Genomic DNA, 21,362 nt, shown 5'->3' on the forward strand with positions numbered 1-21,362 from the left:
ATTTCGGGTACCTTCCTTTCCGGGTTACGCCTGAAGGGGGAAGATGAGACTAGCGCGATTCGGCGCGAAGGCAATTATACTGCAGCCGTAGTATCGCGCGATCGGTCGGAGGAGGAGGCTGGGGCCGAAAGGGCATTGCCGAGCATGCTCTGTTTGTCGCGGCGGCGCTGTACCGAGGACGGTATCCGCATCGCTTCGCGGTACTTCGCGACGGTGCGGCGGGCAATATCAATGCCGGACGTCCGCAAACGTTCCACGATCGTGTCGTCTGACAGGATCGCCGACGGCGCCTCGCCGTCGATCAATTGCTTGATGTGGTGACGCACCGCTTCCGCCGAATGCGCCTCGCCGCCGTCGGCGGACGCGATCGACGCGGTGAAGAAATACTTCAATTCAAAACTGCCACGATTGGTCGCCATGTACTTGTTGGCGGTGACGCGCGACACCGTCGATTCATGCATCTGGATCGCGTCGGCGACCGCCTTCAGGTTCAGCGGCCGCAAATGCGCGACGCCATAGGTGAAGAAGCCGTCCTGCTGGCGCACGATTTCGGTCGCAACCTTCAGGATGGTGCGGGCGCGCTGATCGAGCGCGCGCACCAGCCAGGTCGCATTCTGCAGACAATCGGTGAAGTACGACTTGTCACCGTCCTTGCGGATCGTCTTCGACAGCTCAGCGTAGTAGGTCTGGTTGACCAGCACACGCGGCAGAGTGTCGCTGTTGAGCTCGACATGCCAGCCGCCATCGGGACCCGGCCGCACATAGACGTCAGGCACCATGGTCTGCGCCCGCGACGTGCCGAACTTCAACCCGGGCTTCGGATCGAGCCGGCGGATCTCCGCGATCATGTCGGTGATGTCTTCGTCGTCGACGCCGCAGAGCTTCCGCAAGCCAGCGATGTCGCGCTTGGCAAGCAGGTCGAGATGCTCGACCAGCGCCTGCATCGCGGGATCGTAACGGTTGAGCTCGCGCAGCTGGATCGCCAGGCATTCGCTCAAGTTTCGCGCGCACACGCCCGGCGGATCGAACTTCTGCAGCGTCGCGACGACCTCGTCGACCGCGGCTTGCGACGTGCCGAGCCGCTCGGCGGCCTGGCCGAGATCGGCCGGCAGGTAACCGGCCTCGTCGACCAGGTCGATCAGGTACTGCCCGATCATGCGCTGCGCGGGCGCGGAGAAGGCCACCGCGAGCTGTTCAGCGAGGTGGTCGGCCAGCGTCACCTCGGCGGCCACAAAGGCTTCGAGATTGTATTCGTCGTCGCTGGAGGCGCCTCCGCCCCACTCGGTGTAGACCGAAGGCGGCGCGTCCTGCGCGGCGCGCGCGGCGGCTTCCGCCGGCTCCTCGGAAAAGACGTTGTCGAGACCGGTATCCAGCGTCTGCTCGATCTCGGCGCGGGTGCCGAGATCGCGGTTCAGCCATTCCTCCTGGCCGGGCTCGAATGCCTCGCCAACGGAACCGCCGGCCATGTCAGCAGATTCGCCGCCGTCGTCGCCATCACCGCCGGAATCGCCATAGTCCGGCCGCTCCATGGCGGCCTCGCCCGCCACCGGCGGCTCAGGACCATCCGCGGCCCGCTCGAGCAGCGGGTTGCGTTCCAGTTCCTCCTCGACGAAGGCCGACAGATCCAGGTTCGACAGTTGCAGCAGCTTGATCGCCTGCATCAGCTGCGGCGTCATGACCAGCGACTGCGACTGGCGGAACTCTAATCTTTGCGTCAGTGCCATGGAGGCAGGAACGATCCAGAAAAGTTGGCTCGATTCTTGCTTAGCTCAGTCTGCGTGCGATGTACACGGCTTGACGGATCGGAATTTTGGGGTAGGCGAGATCGGCAACAGTGGACGCCCCGGTTTGGTGTCCGACCGCGCGTCAAATTCCCCAAGTAGCGCATGGTCTTATCGCCAAACCGCGTCACACTTTGGCGGATCATGTGCTAAAGGCGGAATTCCTCGCCAAGGTAAAGCCGCCGTACATCGGGATCATTAACGATGTCTTCCGGGCTGCCTTCGGTCAAGATTTCGCCGGCATAGACGATATAGGCGCGGTCGGTGAGGCCGAGCGTCTCGCGGACATTGTGGTCGGTGATGAGAACGCCGATGCCGCGGTTGGTGAGATGGCGCACGAGATCCTGGATGTCGCCGACCGCGATCGGGTCGATGCCGGCGAACGGCTCGTCGAGCAGCATGTAATTGGGGCGGGTTGCGAGCGCGCGGGCGATCTCGACGCGGCGGCGCTCGCCGCCGGACAGCGCGATCGACGGGCTTTTCCGCACGCGGGTGATGTTGAACTCGTCGAGCAGCGAATCCAGCTCGTGCTCGCGCTTCTTGCGCGAAGGCTCGACGACCTCGAGCACCGCGCGGATGTTCTGCTCGACGGAGAGACCGCGGAAGATCGAGGCTTCCTGCGGAAGATAGCCGATGCCGAGGCGGGCGCGCTGGTACATCGGCAGCTTGGTGACGTCGTGGCCATCGAGCTCGATCGCGCCGCGATCGGCCTTGATCAGGCCGGTGATCATGTAGAACACCGTGGTCTTGCCGGCACCGTTCGGCCCGAGCAGCCCGACCGCCTCACCACGACGGACATAGATGCTGACGCCGCGCACCACCTGGCGGCTGCCGAAGCTCTTTTCCACGCTATGCACAGCCAGATAGCCCGGCCGCTTGATCAGCTGCGGTGCGCCGGCGGCGCCGTTGCCCCTCGCAGGCCTGGCGCGCGGTGCCGCGGGTGCGGGCTGGGGCTGGGGCCGCGGCAGCTCCACGCCGGGAACCGGGGCGGCACGCGCCATTGGCGGCGCGTCGCGGACCGGGCTTGCCAGCATGTCGCCGAATGAATCGCCGAGCGCCGTGATGTCGTCGTGCGAGCGCGCAAATCCGCTGCTGCGTTTCGCAGGGCGCCGCCGGAACATGCCGAGAAAATCCACCATCCCCGCTTCGCTTCAGCCTTTCATGGTGATCCCGCGACCTTGCCCGCAGACCAGCCGATTCGCACGCGAACCCGAGCATGTTCCGGAAAACTGGGCGCCGGCTTCCGGACCGACCATGCTCAAACAATACGACAAGGCGCGATGACCGCGCCTTGAATGAATGGATGCCCCGAGCCTGGCCAACATCTCGATCCCCCTCAAGCGCATCTCCAGGCCGGGCCGCTCCAGTAAATACAATCTCGCTCCACGCGCTTCAACCTCGCGGGCCGAGGATATTATCTAACGTATTGATTCTACTTGGACTTGCCTGGAAGAAGCTGAAGCGGTGACGGCGGGGCCGAACCGGGCGCGGCCGGCGTCCCGCATTTGCCGTTCTGCCCGCCCTGGGACTGGATGAACAGGCCCTGCACCTTGCCGCTATTGGATTCGACGCGCGAGACGCCGGTGGTCATGTCGACCAGCAGACGGTCGCCGCGCAGCACGTTCTGGCACTGGGTCAGCACCACGCCGCCGAGCATCGTGATCAGGTTGGTCTTGGTGTCGAAGATCGCGGTTTCGCCGGTAACCACCTGATCCTTCTGGGTTACCACGACGTTGCCCCGCGCCTCGAGCCGTTTGATCGACGACGCGCCGCCGGGGCCGGGGGTCGCCGACTGCATCGGGGCGGCGGAGCCCTTCGCGCCCTTGGCGTTGCTGTTGGCCGGCTGCTGCTGCGACTGGCCCGAGTTCGATTCGTAGAACACCACCAGCGTCTTCGAGGTCATGGTGGTGTCGCCCTGCACCACCTTCACGTTGCCGGAGAAGGTCGCTTCCTTCTTCTTGTCGCGCATTTCGAGCGAGGCGGCCTCGATCTGGATCGGCTGGTCGCGGTTCTGCGAAAAGCCCTGCATGGCGTTGGGGACGCCGGTCATCGAGCCTTGCGCGCTTGCAGCGCTCGCGGCGAAGAGCGAGAGCGCGAACGCCGCAATTGCTGTGCCGCGCGGAAAAGATCTCATCATCAATGTCATTTCGGGTTGGCGGATCTGCGCGCCTTGGGCGGCGGCGGAGGTGGTGCGGGTTCGGCGGGCTGGCTGGCGGCGTTATTGTCGCCGAGCTTGTCGAGATGCATCACGACGTTGCCCTCGAACCGCACAACTTCGCCGTTGTTGTAGATCCGCAGCTTGTCGGAGGTCAGCGTCCCGTCGAGCAGCTTGACGTCGACATGCTCGTCCGAGGTCACGGTGCCCTTGTTCATGTCGACGAAGGCCTGCGTCAGCCTCGCCTCATAGCCGGTCGACGATTGCAGGAAGATATCCTTGCGCAGGTCGAGCAGCTGCTGCTTGTTGTCGAAGAAGCCGGTGCGCGCATCCATCGTCACGGTCGATTGGTCCTCCATCGCCACCTTGGCGCGGATCGTCTTCAACTCGACATGATCGGGATCGGTCACGTCCTGGATCGCAGCCTTGGCCCACATCTCGTAGGGCCGCCCGTCCGTCGAGAAGCCGGACAAATGCGGCGATTCCATCGTGATCTTGGTCCCGGACACCACGAGATTGTCCATCTCGACGGGCATTTTGGGCATCAAAGCGCGGAACGGATTGACGATCGAAACGAAGACGATCACCGCCATCGCCAGCACCACCGCCGCCGGCACTGCGATGCGCAGGATCCGCACCATGCGGCTGTGCCGCGCGGCCGCGGCAAAGCGCGCCTCGAGGGTGGCGCCATAGGCTGGATTCTGAACCGAACTCACCGCTGCTCCAGAGGCGCGAAATTGCCGTCCATCCTACCCGTAGCCGCACAAATATGCAGCCCGGACCTCGCGTCGCGCCCCCGAAAGCGACCTCGCGTGAACAGTTTGGCCGAAACGGGGCGGAAATGGCCTCCGCCGACCGAAATCGTCGCCGTTCACGAATGTGCGAAAATATCCTCGGCCTCCCAGCCGTCGAGATCGAGCTTGGCGCGGGCCGGGAGGAATTCGAAACAGGCCTTGGCCAGGTCGGTCCGCCCCTCGCGCGCCAGCATGGCATCGAGCTTGTCGCGCAGCGCGTGCAGATGCAGCACGTCGGAGGCCGCGTAGGCGAGCTGCGCCTCGCTCAGCGTCGCTGCGCCCCAGTCGCTCGACTGCTGCTGCTTCGACAGATCGACGTTCAGCACCTCCCGCACCAGGTCCTTCAGGCCATGGCGATCGGTGTAAGTGCGGGTGAGCCGCGAGGCGATCTTGGTGCAGTAGACCGGCTTCGGCATCACACCGAAGGTGTTGTAGAGCACCGCGACGTCGAACCGCGCGAAATGAAAGATCTTGGTGATGGCGGGATTGGCGAGCAGCGCCTTCAGGTTCGGCGCATCGGTGTGCCCCTTCGGAATCTGGATCACGTCGGCGGTGCCGTCGCCATTCGACATCTGCACCACGCAGAGCCGGTCGCGATGCGGATGCAGCCCCATGGTCTCGGTATCGATTGCCACCGAATCGGTATAGCGGGACAGGTCGGGCAGATCGCCGCGGTGCAGGCGGATGGTCATGAAAACTGGCCTCAAGTTCCAAATGTCGATTCGGCGCGACCCTACCCTCCAAAGAGCAGGGATGCGAGCGGATAGGCGGCTTCCGGGCACCCTGCGCCGCGCCTCCGACAGGGTCTCGCCTGAGCCCAAATAGGGCAGCAACTGCCGCGAATCGAGCATTTTTCCACCCCGGCTCGCAATTGGACATACGTTTGCCCCTCGCCCGCCCGGTGAAATTGTCCCGGCCCCACCCTATCTGTTGCCAGCCCTTCGCCCGCTTGTGCCCCCAACGAAAAGAATGACATGACCGATCAGACTCTGGCAGCGCCGATCGATAACCCGCAGCAGCAGGAGCGCGGCTTTTCGCGCTACCAGTCACTCCTCATCGCGCTGCTCGCGTTCACGCAGTTCACCATCATCCTCGATTTCATCATCATGTCGCCGCTCGGCGCCATCCTGATGCCGTCGCTCAACATCAGCGCCGGACAATTCGGCGTCGCGGTTTCGGCTTACGCCTTCAGCGCCGGCATTTCCGGCATCCTCGCCGCCGGCTTTGCCGATCGCTTCGACCGCAAGCGCCTGCTCTTGTTCTTCTATGTCGGCTTCGCGCTCGGCACCGCGCTCTGCGCGCTGGCACAGGATTTCCACGTGCTGCTGCTCGGCCGGATTGTCACCGGATTGTTCGGCGGCGTGATCGGCTCCGTCGTGCTCGCCATCATCACCGACCTGTTCCCGCTGCAGCAGCGCGGCCGCGTGATGGGGTTCGTACAAACCGCGTTTGCCGCGAGCCAGGTGCTCGGCATTCCCGCCGGGCTGTTTCTCGCCAACCACTGGAACTGGCACGTCGCCTTCGCCGCGATCGTCGGTCTGTCGATCGTGGCGATCGCCGCCATCGCGCTCGCGATGCAGCCGGTCGATGCACATCTGCGGCTCAAGCAGGACACCAATCCGTTCAAGCACCTGATCGCGACCGTCGGCGAGCCGCGCTATACGCTCGCCTTCGCGGTGACGACGCTGCTGGCGACCGGCGGCTTCATGCTGATGCCGTTCGGCAGCGCCTATACCGTACACAATCTCGGCATCGACATCGTTCACCTTCCGACGATCTATCTCGTCTCCGGCCTGTTCAGCATCATCATGGGGCCGCTGGTCGGCCGTGCCAGCGACACGTTCGGCAAGTATCCGACCTTCGTGTTCGGCAGCGCCGTATCCGTCGTCATGGTGCTGATCTACACCCATCTCGGTCAGGTCTCGCTGATCACCGCGATCGTCGTCAACGTGCTGATGTTCGTCGGCATCTTCTCGCGCATGATCCCGTCGCAGGCGCTGATGTCGGCGATCCCGGACGCGAGCCAGCGCGGCTCGTTCAGCGCGGTCAGCGCCTCCGTGCAACAGCTCTCGGGCGGGCTCGGCTCGGTGCTGGCGGCGGCGATCATCGCGGAGAACCCGGACGGTTCGCTGCTGCATTTCGACCAGCTGGGATACATCGTTGTCGCGACGTCGATCGTCTCGCTAGTCGCGATGTACTTCGTGCAGAAAGCGGTCGCGAAGCGGAGCGGCCGGCGCATGGTGTGAGCGCAAGGCATCTTCCGCACGAGACCCATCCAGGGAGGTCGACCCATGCCGCTCGTCAACATCTCGCTTCTGAAGGGCAAGTCGAAGGACCACATCCGCGCCATCGCCGATGGCGTCCACCAGGCGCTGATGGACACCTACAGCGTGCCGCCGGGCGATCGCTTCCAGTTCATCCGTCAGCATGAGCGGGAGGAATTCATCTACGACCCCGACTATCTCGGCATTCATCGCACCGATGACGTGGTGTTCATTCACATCGTCGCCGGCAATTGGCGCGACACTGCGACCAAGAAGGCGCTCTACAGGGCGATCGCCGACCGCCTCGTCGAGAAGCCGGGCCTGCGGCGCGAAGACGTGCAGATAATCCTGTCACCCAATGCGCGCGACGAGTGGTCGTTCGGCAACGGGCTCGCCTCCTACCTCCAGGACACCGATCCGGCCTGAAGCCGTTGCGCCGACTGCTACCAGCTCGTCCAGCACTGATTTTCGGTTTGCCAGCCTGATTGCCTAGCGCTCTCTCCTCATGCCCCGCCAATACGCCGCGGCGTTCCGGTCCATTTCGACGGGCGAGATGTTCTGACAGTAGAGGTGAGCGCGCCGGCGCAATCACACCATGCAAAGCTAACTATCTGCTACTGAAAAGTGTGGCCTGCCCGATATAGCCTGGTCGGCAGCCCAAATCCCCCGCAAATCAGCGATTTCAATCGCTTGCAAAGGGAGTGGTGCCCAGGAAAGGACTCGAACCTTCACGGCCGTGAAGCCACTGGCACCTGAAGCCAGCGCGTCTACCAATTCCGCCACCTGGGCACGTGGGGCGCTCTAGTAAGGTTCGACGACGCGCTTGTCAAATTCGCGATTGGAAAATCAAATACCCTGTACAGGATGGGGCCGATGGCGTATCGCCAAACGGCTAAATGCCCTCAATAACTCTCGAATCCGGCAGGAACTGACCTCATGGCATCGAACCTCGACACGCTCGTCACTGTCTTCGGCGGATCGGGTTTTCTGGGGCGGAACGTGGTCCGGGCGCTCTGCAAGCGCGATTACCGCATCCGAGTCGCGGTGCGGCGGGCAGAGCTTGCCGGCCATTTGCAACCGCTCGGCCGGGTCGGGCAGATCCACGCCGTGCAAGCCAATGTGCGCTACCCCGCCTCGGTTGAGGCCGCGATGCGTGATTCGCATGTCGCCATCAACCTGGTGGGCATCCTGGCCCAGGGCGGCGGCCAGACCTTCGACGCCGTGCAGCAGAAGGGGGCCGAGACGGTCGCGAAGGCGGCTGCCGCCGCAGGCGCCCGGATGGTCCATGTCTCGGCGATCGGCGCCAACGAGAACTCGGCCTCCGGCTATTTCCGCTCCAAGGCCGCCGGCGAGCAGGCAGTGCTCGCTGCTTCTCCCTCGGCCACGATCATCCGGCCGTCGCTGTTGTTCGGGCCCGAGGATCACTTCACCAACCGCTTTGCGGCGCTGGCGCGGATGTCGCCGGCGCTGCCGCTGGTCGGCGGCGGGGTCAACAAGCTGCAGCCGGCCTATGTCGCCGACGTGGCGCGGGCCGTGGCCGACGCCGTGGACGGCAAGACCAAGGCCGGCGCAACTTACGAGCTCGGCGGGCCCGAAGTGCTGACCATGCGCGAGGTGATGAAGATCATCCTGGAGATCACCAAGCGTGACCGCATGCTGGTGCCGCTGCCGTTCGGCCTCGCCAGGCTGATGTCGGTGTTCCTGCAGTTCGCCCCCGGCGCGCTCAAGCTAACCCCGGACCAGGTCGCGATGCTGCGCGCCGACAATGTGGTGTCGGATGCTGCGAGGGCAGAGGGCCTGACCTTCGCCGGCCTCGGCATCAGGCCCGACTCGATGGAAACCATCGCGCGGCAATATCTCTGGCGCTTCCGCGCGACGGGGCAGTTCCAGAAGAAGAGCGCGTAGGCGCAGTCGCAACGGGACTCCGCCCCCTTTCCCGCTTGCGGGGGAGGTGAAAACACAGCGAAACTTCGAGCGACTCGTCTTACCGCCCCATCGCCAGCGCGATCAGGCCGAGCGTGCCGACGATCACGCGCCACCAGGCGAAGAAGGTGAAGCCGCGGCGGGTGACGAAGTTGAGGAACGCTCGCACCACGATGACAGCGGTGATGAACGACACCACGAAGCCGATCGCGATGATGCCGAGGCCATCGGTCGTGAAGTCGCCGCGGTTCTTGTAGAAATCATAGGCGAACGCGCCGATCATGGTCGGGATCGCGAGGAAGAACGAGAACTCGGCCGACGAGCGCTTGTCGGCGCCGAGCAACATCGCGGCCACGATGCTGGCGCCCGAGCGCGACACGCCGGGGACCATCGCCATGCACTGCGCAACGCCGATCCAGAAGTACATCAGCAGCGGGAATCGGGTCGCGTCGTCCTCATAGAACTTGAGATCGAGCTGATCGACCCACAGCAGGATAGCGCCACCGACGATCAGCGAGAAGCAGACCACCCACGGATTGAACAGGAATTCCTTGATGTATTTGCCGGCAATCAGGCCGATCACCACCGCAGGCAGGAAGGCCACCAGCACGCCGATGACGAAGCGCCGGTCGTCGGGATTGGTGAACATGCCGAGCGCGATGCGCCACAATTTGGCGAAATAAAGAACGACGATCGCCAGGATCGCGCCGAGCTGAATCAGGATCGCAAAGCTCTTCCAGAAGTCGCCTTCGCCGAGATTGAAGAAGCGCTCGGCAAGCAGCAGGTGGCCCGTCGAAGAAACCGGCAGGAACTCCGTGACGCCCTCGACAATGCCGAGAATCACGGCCCGCAGCGTATCCGTCATCATGATGTGGCCTGCCCTTGTCTGGAAGAACCGCGTTCTTCTCGCCTATTCGTCCATTTGCTGCAATCGCAAAAAAACGGCAAACAGTTGTTGCCTGACGGATTTGCTGAGCTATAGCGTTTTTGTGACCCGCATCCTCCGCGGGGGTGGCTACCGCTTTGCGTGATCACGCGACATAGAGACGATCGAGGCTGGTTCGGCCAAGCCCCTCAAGTTCACGTCACACAGGTTGATGGTTTCTTAAGCGCCGCGACACTACCAAGGACTGCATGTACACGCTGTATCACCATCCGTTCTGTCCGCATTCGCGATTCATCCGCCTCGTGCTCGGCGAGTACGGCCTCGATCTGCGCCTTGTGGAGGAGCGGGTCTGGGAACGGCGCGAAGCGTTTCTTGCGCTCAATCCGGCGGCGACCACACCGGTGTTGATCGCGGAGGGCTTTCCGCCGGTTCCGGGTGCTGCGATCATCGCCGAATATGTCGACGAGGCGCATGGCCTTAACGCTGGCGAGCGACGGCTGTTGCCGACGTCGATGGCCGAGCGCGTCGAGGTGCGCCGGCTGATGGCGTGGTTCAACGAAAAGTTCTTCGAGGAAGCCTCCAACCCGCTGGTGACCGAGCGTATCTACAAGCGTTTCATGAGCGAGGACAATGGCGGCGGTCCGCCGGCCCCCGACATCATGCGCGCGGCCAAGGTCAATGTGCGTTATCATTTGAGCTATATCGGCTGGCTCGCGAAGACGCGGAACTATCTCGCCGGCGACCGGCTTACTTACGCGGATCTCGCCGCCGCGGCGCATCTTTCGGCGATCGATTATCTAGGCGACGTGCCATGGAGCGAGGACGACGCTGCAAAGTCGTGGTACGCGCGGGTGAAATCCCGCCCATCGTTTCGCCCGCTGCTCAGCGAATGGCTGGCGGGGGTGCCGGCGTCGCGCACCTATGTGGACCTCGACTTCTGAACCAGGCGGTCAGGCTTTCTCCTGATGATCTGAAGGCAGCGCTTCAGCGCGAGGCGCGTGCGCTCGGCTTCGACAGCATCGGCATCACCGGTCCCGATGCTATCGCGCAGGCGGGCAGGCATTTCCTCGAATTCCTCGACAGCGGCGGCCATGGCGACATGGACTGGCTCGCCGCCAGCCCCGCGCGCCGCGCCGATCCGCGCGGGTTGTGGCCGGGGGTGCGCTCGATCATCATGCTCGGCGTCAACTATGGACCCGACGAGGATCCGCTGAAGGTTATCGAGCGCCGCAGCCGCGGCGCGATCTCGGTCTATGCGCAGGGCGACGATTATCATGACGTGATCAAGAAGCGCCTGAAGACGCTGGCGCGATGGCTCGCCGCGATCACTGGCGACGAGGTGAAGGTGTTCATCGACACCGCCGCCGTGATGGAGAAGCCGTTGGCGCAGGCCGCCGGCATCGGCTGGCAGGGCAAGCACACCAATCTCGTCTCGCGCGAATTCGGCTCGTGGCTGTTCCTCGGCGCGATCTATTCCGCCACCGAGCTGCCGCGCGACGAGCCCGACACCGATCATTGCGGCAGCTGCCGCGCCTGCCAGGACATCTGCCCGACCGCGGCATTTCCCGCTCCCTACAAGCTCGATGCGCGGCGTTGCATCTCGTATCTGACCATCGAGAACAAGGGACCGATCCCGCACGAATTCCGCAAGAGCATCGGCAACCGCATCTATGGCTGCGACGACTGCCTTGCCGTGTGCCCGTGGAACAAGTTCGCGCAAGCGGGACACGAACAGAAGCTCGCCGCGCGCGACGCGTTGCGCGCGCCAATGCTCGCCGATCTCGTGCGGCTCGACGACGCCGGCTTCCGCGCGCTGTTTGCGAAATCGCCGGTCAAGCGCATCGGCCGCGACCGCTTCATTCGCAATGTGCTGATCGCGATCGGCAATTCGGGCGATGCGAGCCTCGCGGGCGAAGCGCGGCGCCTGCTCGACGATGCGAGCCCGCTGGTGCGCGGCGCCGCGGTGTGGGCGTTGTCGCAACTGATCGCGCGGGATGAGTTCGCGGCGCTGGCGTCGCGGGCCGGCGGCGAGCCCGACGTGACTGTGCAGCAGGAGTGGCGCGCGGCCCGCGCTGCCTCTTGATTTCATCGCGCCGTTCCCGTCATGGTCGCGCGCCATGACAAACCAGCCCTTCTTCACCAGGCACGGCGACGGCTTCATGCCGACGGCCGTTGCGAACGGACCGTGGAGTCCGGAATCCCTGCACGGCCGCGTCGTGATCGGCCTGCTCGCTTTTGTCATCGAGGAGCGCCACGGCTCCGATGATTTCGTGCCGGCGCGGCTGACCGTCGACATGTTCCGGCTGCCCAACATCACGACGCCGATCGAGGTGACGACGAGGCTGGTGCGTGACGGCATGCGCATCAAGGTGATCGAGGCCGAATTTGTCTCCGGCGGCACCAGCATGGCGCGCGCCTCCTGTCAGCTATTGCGCAAGACGGAAAATGCGCCCGGCAACGTCTGGTCGCCGCCGAACTGGGAGGTGCCGGCGCCATGGGACATTCCGAGGCCGACCGACCCCCGGCTCGGCATGAACGGCAAATGGGAAACGCGGCCGATCACAGGCCACATGGGCTCGCTGGGTCCGCGCCGGCTGTGGATGAGCGAGGTGCGCGAGCTGGTCGAGGGCGCGGCGATGACGCCGTTCGTCCACGTCGCGACCGGCGCGGATTTCGCCAGCCCGTTCGCCAACGCCGGCGACCAGGGGCTCGGCTACATCAACAGCGATGTCACGATCTATCTGCACCGCCTGCCGCTGACGCGATGGATCGGCTTCGAAGTGGTGAACCATCACGCCACCGACGGCGTCGCGATCGGCGAATGCTGGCTCTACGACGAGAAGGGGCCGATCGGCACGTCGACGGTCGCGGCGCTGGCCCAGCGCCGGCCGATGACCAATCCGCCGCCGCCGTAAGATTCTCCGTCGTCATTCCGGGTTCGACGCACAGCATCGAACCCAGAATCTCGCGCGGCAACCTCTGGATTCCCCGATGCGCAATTGCGCATCCGAGGTTCGCGCTTCGCACGCTCCGGAATGACGGCAGAGAGGCGGAGCTCAGGCCAAGTGCCGCTTCATCTCCGGTCGCGCCTTCAGCGCGGCGCCCTGCTTGGCGACGATCTTGGCGATCCGCTCCGGCGCAAAGTTCAGGTCGACGAAGGCGGGCGCGGTGTTGGCGACCTCGTGATATTCAGTGATCTTGCCGTCGCGCAACGTCATGATCGACACGCCCTCGAACATCGCGCGGGCGCCGTTGGCCTCGGGCAAGGTCGAGCGGTAGCTGAACGTGTAGCGCGCGTAGAGCGTCTCGCCGTCAGAGACGGGGTCGTGCATGTCCCAGCGGAAATCGGTCGCGGTCCGGTAGAACCAGTCGTCAATCATCTCGGCGATCCGAGCGTGACCTTTGAATGCGCCGTAGAACACGTCGTGATAGACGCCGTCCTCGGTGAAGAGACTTGCAAAGGCCTTGCCGTTGCGCTGCTCGACCGCATCGCAGAACGCGCGCAGCATCCCGTTGATCGTCATCGCCATTCCTCCCGCCGTCATGCCCCGCGCAGGCGGGGCATCCAGTATTCCAGAGGGGCTGCTTTGAATCGAGAGGCTGCGGCGTACTGGATCATCCGCTTTCGCGGATGATGACAGCAATTAGCCGATCTCCGCCACGGCGGCGATGATCCGCGCGATGTCCTGCGGCCGCGACAGGCGATGGTCGCCGTCCTGGATCATGGTCAGCACGACGTCCTCGGCCGGCAGCCGGTGCACCAGCGCAAAGGCGTGCTTCCACGGCACGTCGGGATCCTGCGCACCCTGCAGGATGCGCACCGGGCAGCCGACGTCGATCTTGCTGCCGAGCAGGAGGTGGTTGCGGCCCTCCTCGATCAGATTGCGCGTGATCGGATAGGGCGAGCCGTCGCCATATTCCGAGGGCCGGAGCCAGACGCCCTTGGTCTCGATCTCGGCGCGGATCTCCGGCGAGAACCCCTTCCACATCAGCTCTTCGGTGAAGTCCGGCGCCGGCGCGATCAGCACGAGGCCCGCAAGCTGCGCCTGGCCGTTGCCGCGCCTGGCGATCTCGCGCGCCAGCAACAGCGCCATCCAGCCGCCCATCGAGGAGCCGATCACCACCTGTGGTCCGCGGCAAAACTCGGTGAACACCGCCACGCTGTCCTCGAGCCAGCGGCCGATGGTGCCGTCGACAAACTGCCCGCCGGATTCGCCGTGGCCGGAATAGTCGAATCTGACGCAGCCGCGGCCGTGCTCGGCGGCCCACGTGTCGAGCGCGACCGCCTTGGTGCCCTTCATGTCGGAATTGAAACCGCCGAGCCAAAACAGCCCGGGACTGCCGCCGGAGCGGGCGCGCACCGCGATACGGCGCCGGCCGCTGCCTTCGCCGAGCTCGATGAAAGCAGGTTCCTGATCGGGGGCGGCGGTTTGGCTCATGGTTCGGTCACTCGCGTGTCAGATAATTGGTTTTCTAATTGGTTTTCGATGAGCTGACGGCATCGGTCAACGGCTACGGTCCACGCCTTGCGGAGCACGCGTGCCCGCTATATGTGCCGGGCGTGGCCAAAATGCCTCGCAATCGGCGGTTTTGCCGCGTAAATGGCGAGCACGCTTGCCCGTTGCAGCATCTTGCTTCAAAATATCCGCCTTCCCTTTCACAACTTTGGAGAGTTACCCATTCGCCGTCCCAATAGAGCCCCGCCGACAGTCGCCAAAGACGGGCCGCGCACCAATGACGAAATCCGCAACGCACAGATCCAGCTGATTGATCAGGATGGTGTCAACAAGGGCACCGTTGAAACCGCGGTGGCCGTGCGCATGGCCATGGATGCCGGAATGGATCTGGTCGAGATTTCGCCGAATACCAATCCCCCCGTCTGCAAAATCATGGACTACGGGAAGTACAAGTATTCCGCGCAGAAGAAGGCTGCCGAAGCCCGCAAGAAGCAGAAGGTCGTCGAGATCAAGGAGATCAAGCTCCGCCCCATGATCGACGATCACGACTACGACGTGAAGATGCGCGCGATGCAGCGCTTCTTCGAAGAAGGCGACAAGGTCAAGATCACCTTGCGCTACCGCGGTCGTGAGATGGCGCACCAAGAGATCGGCACCAAGCTGCTGGACAAGGTGAAGGCCGACGTCGCGGAGTTCGCCAAGGTCGAGCAGGACGCGAAGTTCGAGGGCCGCCAGGTCGTGATGGTGCTGGCGCCGCGCTAGTTCGATCAGTCCGTTGTTCGCGATGAAACAGCCCGCCAGATCGTCTGGCGGGCTGCTTCCGTTTCGTAGCCCGGTTCCGGGCCCGGCTCCCCTCGCTTCAATCGTTGCAAAACGGCCGATCCTCTGCCATAAGCCGGGCCTTCGCCGCCCGGCTGATCAAGGGCTGCCGTGGCGACGTGTCGTGCAGGTTCTTTCAATTCGGAAAAAACCTTAGCACTTTCAACGCTCTAACGAGCATTTTAGCCGGCCGCACGCCTCTCGGGGCGGATTTCGTGCTTGGCCTGAAGGAGAGCCAAATGCCCAAGTTGAAGACCAAATCGGGCGCCAAAAAGCGCTTCAAGGTGACTGCCACCGGCAAAGTCATGCACGCCCAGCGCGGCAAGCGCCACGGCATGATCAAGCGGACGAAAAAGCAGATCCGTCAACTGCGCGGCACCCGCGTGCTGTTCAAGACCGACGGCGACAACGTCAAGAAGTACTTCTTGCCGAACGCCTGATCACGCGCATCGCTTGAACCCCGCCGCGACGGCGCGGCGCTCCGTCACCTCTTCTAGATCTCAAGGATTTCCGTCATGTCTCGCGTCAAACGCGGTGTGACCGCTCACGCCAAGCACAAGAAAGTCTACAAGGCCGCCAAGGGCTATTACGGCCGCCGCAAGAACACGATCCGCATCGCCAAGCAGGCGGTCGAAAAGGCCGGCCAGTACGCGTTCCGCGACCGCAAGCGCAAGAAGCGCACCTTCCGCGCGCTCTGGATCCAGCGCCTCAACGCCGCTGTCCGTCCGTTCGGCATGACCTACAGCCGATTTATCGACGGTCTCTCCAAGTCGGGCATCACGGTCGACCGCAAGGTGCTGTCGGATCTCGCGATCCACGAGCCCGCGGCGTTCCAGGCGATCGCCGAAAAGGCCAAGGCTGCTCTGGCTGCCTGATCCTAGCGGGCCTTCGGGCTCGCCTTCAGCGCCTTCTGCGAATAGCGCTGCGAGACCTCTGCCCGGCAGAATGCCGTGAACGAGCGGTACATGGTGCCGCTCTCGTTGCGGTATTTGGCGTCACAGCGCTTGAGCTGGCTGGCATAGGCCTTCTTCTGCGATGCTCCGAGGCCAGACAGGAAGTCGGCCTCGCACTTCTTCTCGACGGCGGCACCAAGCAGGACGTCGCCGCTCGCACCGTACTCGCAATCCTGGAACACCTTCATCGCGCGCCCGCATCCGCTCTGGGCGTTGATGGTGTCGATGATCTCGTCCTGCGTCATGGACTTGTCCATGCAAACCGCTGACAGCGCCGGGGAGGCGGTCATCGACACAATGGCGGCCAGGACGGCCAGACGGGATCGCAAGAACATCGCGTGGTCTCCTCGTTAACCCCTTGGTGCCGCGCTCGCGCGAAGGGGTTCAATGCAGCCAGTCATCCGCCCGAAATGACCGGCTTTTTGCTTGACGTTACGGCCTTCGGGCGGCGACAACCCACCCAAATTTGGCAGCATGATCTGGACCGGTACGGCCGCGTTAGCGAAAAGTGGGTACCGGTTTTCCGACCAGATCATGCTCCGCTAAAGAGCAGGAATTGACCGTGTCCGATCTCGCAACGCTCGAAAAATCCATTCTCGACCAGATCGCTGCGGCCGGCGACGAGCCCGCCCTCGAGGCAGTGCGCGTCGCCGCCCTCGGCAAGAAGGGCGCGATCTCCGCCCTGCTCGCCACCCTCGGCAAGATGTCGCCGGAGGAACGCAAGACGCAAGGCGCTGCGATCAACCTCGCCAAGGATGCGGTGACGCAGGCGCTCGCAGCAAAGCGCGACGTGCTGAAGCAGGCCGCGCTCGATGCGCGCCTCGCCTCGGAGACCATCGACGTCACGCTGCCGCTGCGCGAGACGCCGGCCGAGGCTGGCCGCATCCATCCGCTCAGCCAGGTGTGGGATGAGCTCACCACGATCTTCGCCGACATGGGATTCTCGGTCGCCGAAGGGCCCGACATCGAGACCGACGATTACAACTTCACCAAGCTGAACTTCCCCGAAGGCCATCCGGCGCGGGAGATGCACGACACCTTCTTCTTCAATCCGAAGCAAGACGGCTCGCGCATGCTGTTGCGCACCCACACCTCGCCGGTGCAGGTGCGCACCATGCTGACGCAGAAGCCGCCGATCCGCGTGATCTGCCCCGGCCGCACCTATCGTATCGACTCGGACGCGACGCATACGCCGCAATTCCACCAGGTCGAGGGCCTCGTCATCGACAAGGGCTCGCATCTCGGCCACCTCAAATGGATCCTGCACGAATTCTGCAAGGCGTTCTTCGAGGTCGACCACATCAACATGCGGTTCCGGCCGTCGTTCTTCCCGTTCACCGAGCCGTCGCTCGAGGTCGACATCCAGTGCCGCCGCGATAAGGGCGAGATCCGCTTCGGCGAGGGCGATGATTGGCTCGAGATCCTCGGCTGCGGCATGGTGCACCCGAACGTGCTGCGCGCCTGCGGCCTCGATCCCGACGTCTACCAGGGCTTCGCCTGGGGCATGGGCATCGACCGCATCGCGATGCTGAAATACGGCATCGCCGATTTGCGCCAATTGTTCGACAGCGACGTCCGCTGGCTCAACCACTACGGCTTCAAGCCGCTTGACATCCCGACGATTGCGGGAGGGTTGAGTTCGTGAGTCTCGCACGGGAGCACCGATACGCGGGGGCTCTCTCCATTCCCTCCCCCCTTGCGGGGGAGGGTCAGGGAGAGGGGTGGCCGCGGGCGCTGAGCGCAGTCGCCGGCGCGTACATCTCCACGAGTCCGCTGGGCTTTGACGTTGCAGAATCAGCCCGCAGCACGACGTCTTTTCGAGCAAGCGGCTTACCCCTCTCCCCAGCCCTCCCCCGCAAGGGGGGAGGGAGCCCTGGCACCGGCGCAAGTGTCACAGTAACCACCAACAAAGGCAGAGGCATGCAGCCATGAAGTTCACCCTCTCCTGGCTGAAGGACCATCTCGAGACCGACGAGCCGCTGGAAAAGCTTGCCGACAAGCTCACCATGATCGGGCTCGAGGTTGAGAGCATCGAGGACAAGGCGAAGCGGCTGGCGCCGTTTACGATCGCGCGCGTGATCTCGGCTGAGCAGCATCCCAATGCGGATCGCCTGCGGGTGTGCATGGTCGACACCGGTGACGGCGGCGCGCCGGTGCAGGTGGTGTGCGGCGCGCCGAACGCGCGTGCGGGGCTGATCAGCGTGTTCTCGCCGCCCGGCACTTACATTCCCGGCAAGAACATCACGCTCGGCGTCGGCACGATCCGAGGCGTCGAGAGCCGCGGCATGCTGTGCTCGGCCGCCGAGCTGCAGATCTCCGAGGATCACGACGGCATCATGGAGCTGCCTGATGATGCGCCGGTCGGCAAGGGCTTTGCCGAATGGGCCGCGCTCGGCGATCCCGTCGTCGAGATCAATCTGACGCCGAACCGGCAGGACTGCACCGGCGTGCACGGCATCGCGCGCGATCTCTCCGCCGCCGACATGGGCAAGCTCAAGGAGCCCGCGATCAAGCCGATCAAGGGTGAATTCCCCTGCCCGGTGCAGGTGACGGTGGAAGATCCCGATCTCTGCCCGGGCTTCGCGCTGCGCCTGGTGCGCGGGGTGAAGAACGGCCCGTCGCCGGAATGGCTGCAGAAGCGGCTGGCCGCGATCGGCCTGCGCCCGATCAACGCGCTGGTCGACATCACCAACTTCATGACCTACGACCGCGCGCGCCCGCTGCACGTGTTCGACGCCAGGAAGGTGAAGGGCAATCTCACCGTCCGCCGCGCCAGGGATGGCGAGACGCTGCTCGCGCTCGACGGCCGCACCTATACGCTCGACAACAATGTCTGCGTGATCGCCGACGAGCATGGCGTCGAATCGCTCGCCGGCATCATGGGCGGCGAGGCCTCGGGCTGCGATGAGAACACCACCGACGTGCTGATCGAATCGGCGCTGTGGAACGAGATCAACATCGCCCATAGCGGCCGCAAGCTCGGCATCAATTCGGACGCGCGCTATCGCTTCGAGCGCGGCGTCGATCCGGCCTTCATGGTGCCGGGGCTCGAGCTCGCGACCAGGATGGTAATGGATCTCTGCGGCGGCGCGCCGTCCGAGAACGTCGTGGTCGGCAATCGCTTCGGCGAGGATCGCGTGATCGATTTCCCGCTCACGGAGGTCAAGCGCCTCGCGGGCATCGAGGTGCCGCTGGTCGAGGTGAAGCTGATCCTGAGCCGGCTCGGCTTCATGCTGGCCGGCAACGGTCCCGTCGTGAAGATCGCAATCCCGTCCTGGCGCACCGACGTTCACGGCAAGGCCGACATCGTCGAGGAGATCGTGCGCATCGTCGGCGTCGACAAGGTGCCGATGACGCCGTTCGATCGCGGCGAGGAGCCGCGCAAGCCGGTGCTGACGCCGATTCAGCTCCGCACCCGCCGCGCCAAGCGTGCGCTGGCCGCGCGCGGCCTGGTGGAAGCGGTGACCTGGTCGTTCATCACCAGCGACGCGGCCAGGATGTTCGGCGGCGGGCAGCCCGAGCTCGTGCTCGCCAACCCGATCGCAGCTGACCTCTCCGACATGCGGCCGAGCCTGCTGCCCGGCCTCGTCGCTGCGGCGCAATCCAACATCAACCGCGGCTATCCCGACGTCGCGCTGTTCGAGGTCGGCCAGGTGTTCCGCGGCGACAGGCCGGAGGACCAGTTCGTCGCCGCCTCCGGCGTGCGCCACGACTACGCCTCGTCGAAGGGAATCGGCCGCCACTGGACCGGCTCGTCGACGGCCGACACGTTCGACGCCAAGGCCGACGCCTTCGCCGTGCTGGCGGCCGCCGGCGCACCGGTGCAGGCGCTGCAGATCGTGCCCGGCGGCCCCGCCTGGCTGCATCCGGGACGTTCGGGCACCATCCAGATGGGTCCGCAGAACGTGCTCGGCACTTTCGGCGAATTGCATCCGCGTGCCGCCGAGGCGCTCGGCGCCGACGGTCCGATGATCGTGTTCGAGGTGATCTTGGAGCGCATCCCGGAGGGCAAGCAGCGGGCGACCCGCGCCAAGCCGGCGATCGATCTGTCGGCATTCCAGCCGGTGTCGCGCGACTTCGCCTTCATCGTCGACCGCAGCGTCAAGGCAGGCGACATCGTCCGCGCTGCGCAGAATGTCGACAAGAAGCTGATCGCAGGCGTCACCGTGTTCGACGTCTATGAGGGCAAGGGCATCGATCCCGACAAGAAGTCGATCGCCATCGCCGTGACCATTCAGCCGCGCGAGAAGACGATGACCGATCAGGAGATCGACGCCGTCGCGGCAAAGATCGTCGCCGAAGTGACCAGGAAGACCGGCGGCACGCTGCGGGCGTGATGGGGTATCTCACTCCCTCTCCCCGTACTTACAGGGAGAGGGCTGGGGTGAGGGGCTCGCCCGGCGAAATCGGTGAGAGCGGAGTATGCGGAAGCTCACCCGAAATTCAAGCAGAGCTTGAATTTCGACCTCTCCCCGCACGCGGGGCGAGGTAACACCGAGATCATCGCCTCTGGCATTTTCCCCATGAACTCCCTCACCCTGATCCCGTCCGATGTCAGCACGAGCGTCGCGCTTGCGATCTGCGGGATCGCCTTCGCCTCCGGCACGGCGCGCGGCTTTTCCGGCTTCGGCTCGGCGCTGATCTTCATGCCGCTGGCGAGCAGCATCGCGGCGCCGCGGCTAGTGGCGGCGCTGCTGCTGGTGATCGATTTCGTCGCGGCCACACCGCTACTGCCGAATGCCTGGAAGTACGCCGACCGCAAGGCGACCGCGGTCATGGTCGCCGGCGCGCTGGTCGGCGTTCCCATCGGCACCTATTTCCTCACCGTGCTCGATCCCGTCACCACGCGCTGGATCATTTCCTGCTTCGTCGCCGCTCTTTTGGTGCTGCTGCTGTCCGGCTGGCGCTATCGCGGCAAGGATCACGCGGCGCTGTCGGTCGGCATCGGCGGCTTCTCCGGCTTTTGCAGCGGCCTTGCGCAGACCGGCGGCCCGCCGATCGTCGGCTACTGGCTTGGGCGTCCGATCCCGTCGGCGATCTCCCGCGCCAACATCCTGCTGTTCTTCGGCGCCTCCGATTTCTTCTCGCTGGCCAGCTACTGGTTCACCGGACTGATCACCTTCGACTCGGTCAAGTTCTCGCTGATCGTCGGCCCGATCTACGGCATCGGCGTCTGGTTCGGCGCCTCGCTGTTCGGCAAGGCGAGCGAAGCCATGTTTCGTACGATCTGCTACGCGCTGATCGCCGCCGCCGTCATCGCCGGCCTGCCGGCGCTTGATGGCATTTTGCGCGGCGGCTAGGCTCACCTCAGTCGAAGACGAAATTCAGGG

At 64.5% G+C, this 21,362-nt stretch carries 21 protein-coding genes and 1 tRNA gene; 12 read left to right on the forward strand and 10 right to left on the reverse strand.

The window, feature by feature from the left end; translation table 11 throughout:
• Positions 1-74 precede the first annotated feature (74 nt).
• From rpoN to MTX23_RS00590, 5 genes are all read right to left on the reverse strand, one after another.
• The gene (rpoN, locus tag MTX23_RS00570) at positions 75-1,724 is read right to left on the reverse strand and encodes an RNA polymerase factor sigma-54 (protein WP_280974712.1); all 1,650 of its coding nucleotides are present in this window, start codon (positions 1,722-1,724) and stop codon (positions 75-77) included.
• A 206-nt stretch (positions 1,725-1,930) separates the two neighbouring features.
• Entirely contained in the window at positions 1,931-2,920 is a 990-nt protein-coding gene (gene lptB, locus MTX23_RS00575) for an LPS export ABC transporter ATP-binding protein (RefSeq protein ID WP_280974713.1), read from the reverse strand.
• A gap of 293 nt (positions 2,921-3,213) precedes the next feature.
• Positions 3,214-3,918, reverse strand: a complete 705-nt coding sequence (locus tag MTX23_RS00580) for an LptA/OstA family protein (protein ID WP_280974714.1) — start codon at positions 3,916-3,918, stop codon at positions 3,214-3,216.
• Positions 3,919-3,923: 5 nt separating this feature from the next.
• A complete protein-coding gene (lptC, locus tag MTX23_RS00585; protein ID WP_280974715.1) occupies positions 3,924-4,652 on the reverse strand; it encodes an LPS export ABC transporter periplasmic protein LptC in 729 nt (242 codons plus the stop codon).
• 155 nt (positions 4,653-4,807) lie between these two features.
• Positions 4,808-5,422 carry a ribonuclease D gene (locus MTX23_RS00590; RefSeq protein WP_280974716.1) on the reverse strand — a complete coding sequence of 205 codons (615 nt, stop codon included), beginning with the start codon at positions 5,420-5,422 and terminating at the stop codon, positions 4,808-4,810.
• Positions 5,423-5,704: 282 nt separating this feature from the next.
• Between MTX23_RS00590 and MTX23_RS00595 the strand changes: the two genes are divergently transcribed.
• The gene (locus MTX23_RS00595; protein ID WP_280974717.1) at positions 5,705-6,976 is read left to right on the forward strand and encodes an MFS transporter; all 1,272 of its coding nucleotides are present in this window, start codon (positions 5,705-5,707) and stop codon (positions 6,974-6,976) included.
• Between the two features lie 45 nt (positions 6,977-7,021).
• Positions 7,022-7,420 carry a tautomerase family protein gene (locus MTX23_RS00600; protein WP_280974718.1) on the forward strand — a complete coding sequence of 133 codons (399 nt, stop codon included), beginning with the start codon at positions 7,022-7,024 and terminating at the stop codon, positions 7,418-7,420.
• Between the two features lie 276 nt (positions 7,421-7,696).
• Here MTX23_RS00600 and MTX23_RS00605 read toward each other — a convergent pair.
• Positions 7,697-7,783 (reverse strand) — tRNA-Leu (locus tag MTX23_RS00605).
• A 147-nt stretch (positions 7,784-7,930) separates the two neighbouring features.
• On the opposite strand from MTX23_RS00605, the gene MTX23_RS00610 reads away from it, so the two are divergent.
• Positions 7,931-8,899 (forward strand): complex I NDUFA9 subunit family protein, encoded by a 969-nt coding sequence (locus tag MTX23_RS00610; RefSeq protein WP_280974719.1) that lies wholly within the window; start codon positions 7,931-7,933, stop codon positions 8,897-8,899.
• Positions 8,900-8,978: 79 nt separating this feature from the next.
• Here MTX23_RS00610 and MTX23_RS00615 read toward each other — a convergent pair whose 3' ends face one another.
• Positions 8,979-9,785 (reverse strand): undecaprenyl-diphosphate phosphatase, encoded by an 807-nt coding sequence (locus tag MTX23_RS00615; protein WP_280974720.1) that lies wholly within the window; start codon positions 9,783-9,785, stop codon positions 8,979-8,981.
• 266 nt (positions 9,786-10,051) lie between these two features.
• Between MTX23_RS00615 and MTX23_RS00620 the strand changes: the two genes are divergently transcribed.
• From MTX23_RS00620 to MTX23_RS00630, 3 genes are read left to right on the forward strand one after another with little or no spacing between them, the layout of a single operon-like run.
• Positions 10,052-10,744: a glutathione S-transferase family protein gene (locus tag MTX23_RS00620; protein WP_280974721.1), complete on the forward strand. Its 693-nt coding sequence runs from the start codon at positions 10,052-10,054 to the stop codon at positions 10,742-10,744.
• Positions 10,693-11,886 carry a tRNA epoxyqueuosine(34) reductase QueG gene (gene queG / locus MTX23_RS00625; protein ID WP_280974722.1) on the forward strand — a complete coding sequence of 398 codons (1,194 nt, stop codon included), beginning with the start codon at positions 10,693-10,695 and terminating at the stop codon, positions 11,884-11,886. Before MTX23_RS00620 ends, queG begins: the two co-directional genes overlap by 52 nt.
• A 34-nt stretch (positions 11,887-11,920) precedes the next feature.
• Positions 11,921-12,718 (forward strand): acyl-CoA thioesterase domain-containing protein, encoded by a 798-nt coding sequence (locus MTX23_RS00630; protein WP_280974724.1) that lies wholly within the window; start codon positions 11,921-11,923, stop codon positions 12,716-12,718.
• Positions 12,719-12,859: 141 nt separating this feature from the next.
• Here MTX23_RS00630 and MTX23_RS00635 read toward each other — a convergent pair whose 3' ends face one another.
• Positions 12,860-13,327 (reverse strand): nuclear transport factor 2 family protein, encoded by a 468-nt coding sequence (locus MTX23_RS00635; RefSeq protein ID WP_280974725.1) that lies wholly within the window; start codon positions 13,325-13,327, stop codon positions 12,860-12,862.
• A gap of 120 nt (positions 13,328-13,447) precedes the next feature.
• Positions 13,448-14,242, reverse strand: coding sequence for an alpha/beta hydrolase (locus MTX23_RS00640; protein ID WP_280974726.1), 795 nt, complete (start codon positions 14,240-14,242; stop codon positions 13,448-13,450).
• 240 nt (positions 14,243-14,482) lie between these two features.
• Here MTX23_RS00640 and infC point away from each other — a divergent pair, with 240 nt between their 5' ends.
• The 3 genes from infC (at position 14,483) to rplT (ending at position 15,954) form a co-directional block, all read left to right on the forward strand.
• On the forward strand, positions 14,483-15,022 hold the full coding sequence (infC, locus tag MTX23_RS00645) for a translation initiation factor IF-3 (RefSeq protein WP_280978328.1): 540 nt from the start codon (positions 14,483-14,485) through the stop codon (positions 15,020-15,022).
• A 296-nt stretch (positions 15,023-15,318) separates the two neighbouring features.
• Positions 15,319-15,519 carry a 50S ribosomal protein L35 gene (gene rpmI, locus MTX23_RS00650; protein ID WP_008539890.1) on the forward strand — a complete coding sequence of 67 codons (201 nt, stop codon included), beginning with the start codon at positions 15,319-15,321 and terminating at the stop codon, positions 15,517-15,519.
• Positions 15,520-15,594: 75 nt separating this feature from the next.
• Complete coding sequence (rplT, locus tag MTX23_RS00655; protein ID WP_280974727.1) at positions 15,595-15,954, forward strand: 50S ribosomal protein L20; 360 nt, start codon at positions 15,595-15,597, stop codon at positions 15,952-15,954.
• 2 nt (positions 15,955-15,956) lie between these two features.
• On the opposite strand, the gene MTX23_RS00660 is transcribed toward rplT, so the two are convergent.
• Entirely contained in the window at positions 15,957-16,367 is a 411-nt protein-coding gene (locus tag MTX23_RS00660; RefSeq protein WP_280974728.1) for a hypothetical protein, read from the reverse strand.
• 227 nt (positions 16,368-16,594) lie between these two features.
• Between MTX23_RS00660 and pheS the strand changes: the two genes are divergently transcribed.
• The 3 genes from pheS to MTX23_RS00675 all read left to right on the forward strand — a co-directional run bounded on the left by pheS (position 16,595) and on the right by MTX23_RS00675 (position 21,332).
• Complete coding sequence (gene pheS, locus MTX23_RS00665; protein ID WP_280974729.1) at positions 16,595-17,677, forward strand: phenylalanine--tRNA ligase subunit alpha; 1,083 nt, start codon at positions 16,595-16,597, stop codon at positions 17,675-17,677.
• 283 nt (positions 17,678-17,960) lie between these two features.
• Positions 17,961-20,369 carry a phenylalanine--tRNA ligase subunit beta gene (pheT, locus tag MTX23_RS00670; protein ID WP_280974730.1) on the forward strand — a complete coding sequence of 803 codons (2,409 nt, stop codon included), beginning with the start codon at positions 17,961-17,963 and terminating at the stop codon, positions 20,367-20,369.
• Between the two features lie 186 nt (positions 20,370-20,555).
• Complete coding sequence (locus MTX23_RS00675; RefSeq protein ID WP_280974731.1) at positions 20,556-21,332, forward strand: sulfite exporter TauE/SafE family protein; 777 nt, start codon at positions 20,556-20,558, stop codon at positions 21,330-21,332.
• The last annotated feature ends 30 nt before the right edge of the window (positions 21,333-21,362 follow it).

Source organism: Bradyrhizobium sp. ISRA436, from assembly GCF_029910015.1.
Taxonomy (GTDB): domain Bacteria; phylum Pseudomonadota; class Alphaproteobacteria; order Rhizobiales; family Xanthobacteraceae; genus Bradyrhizobium.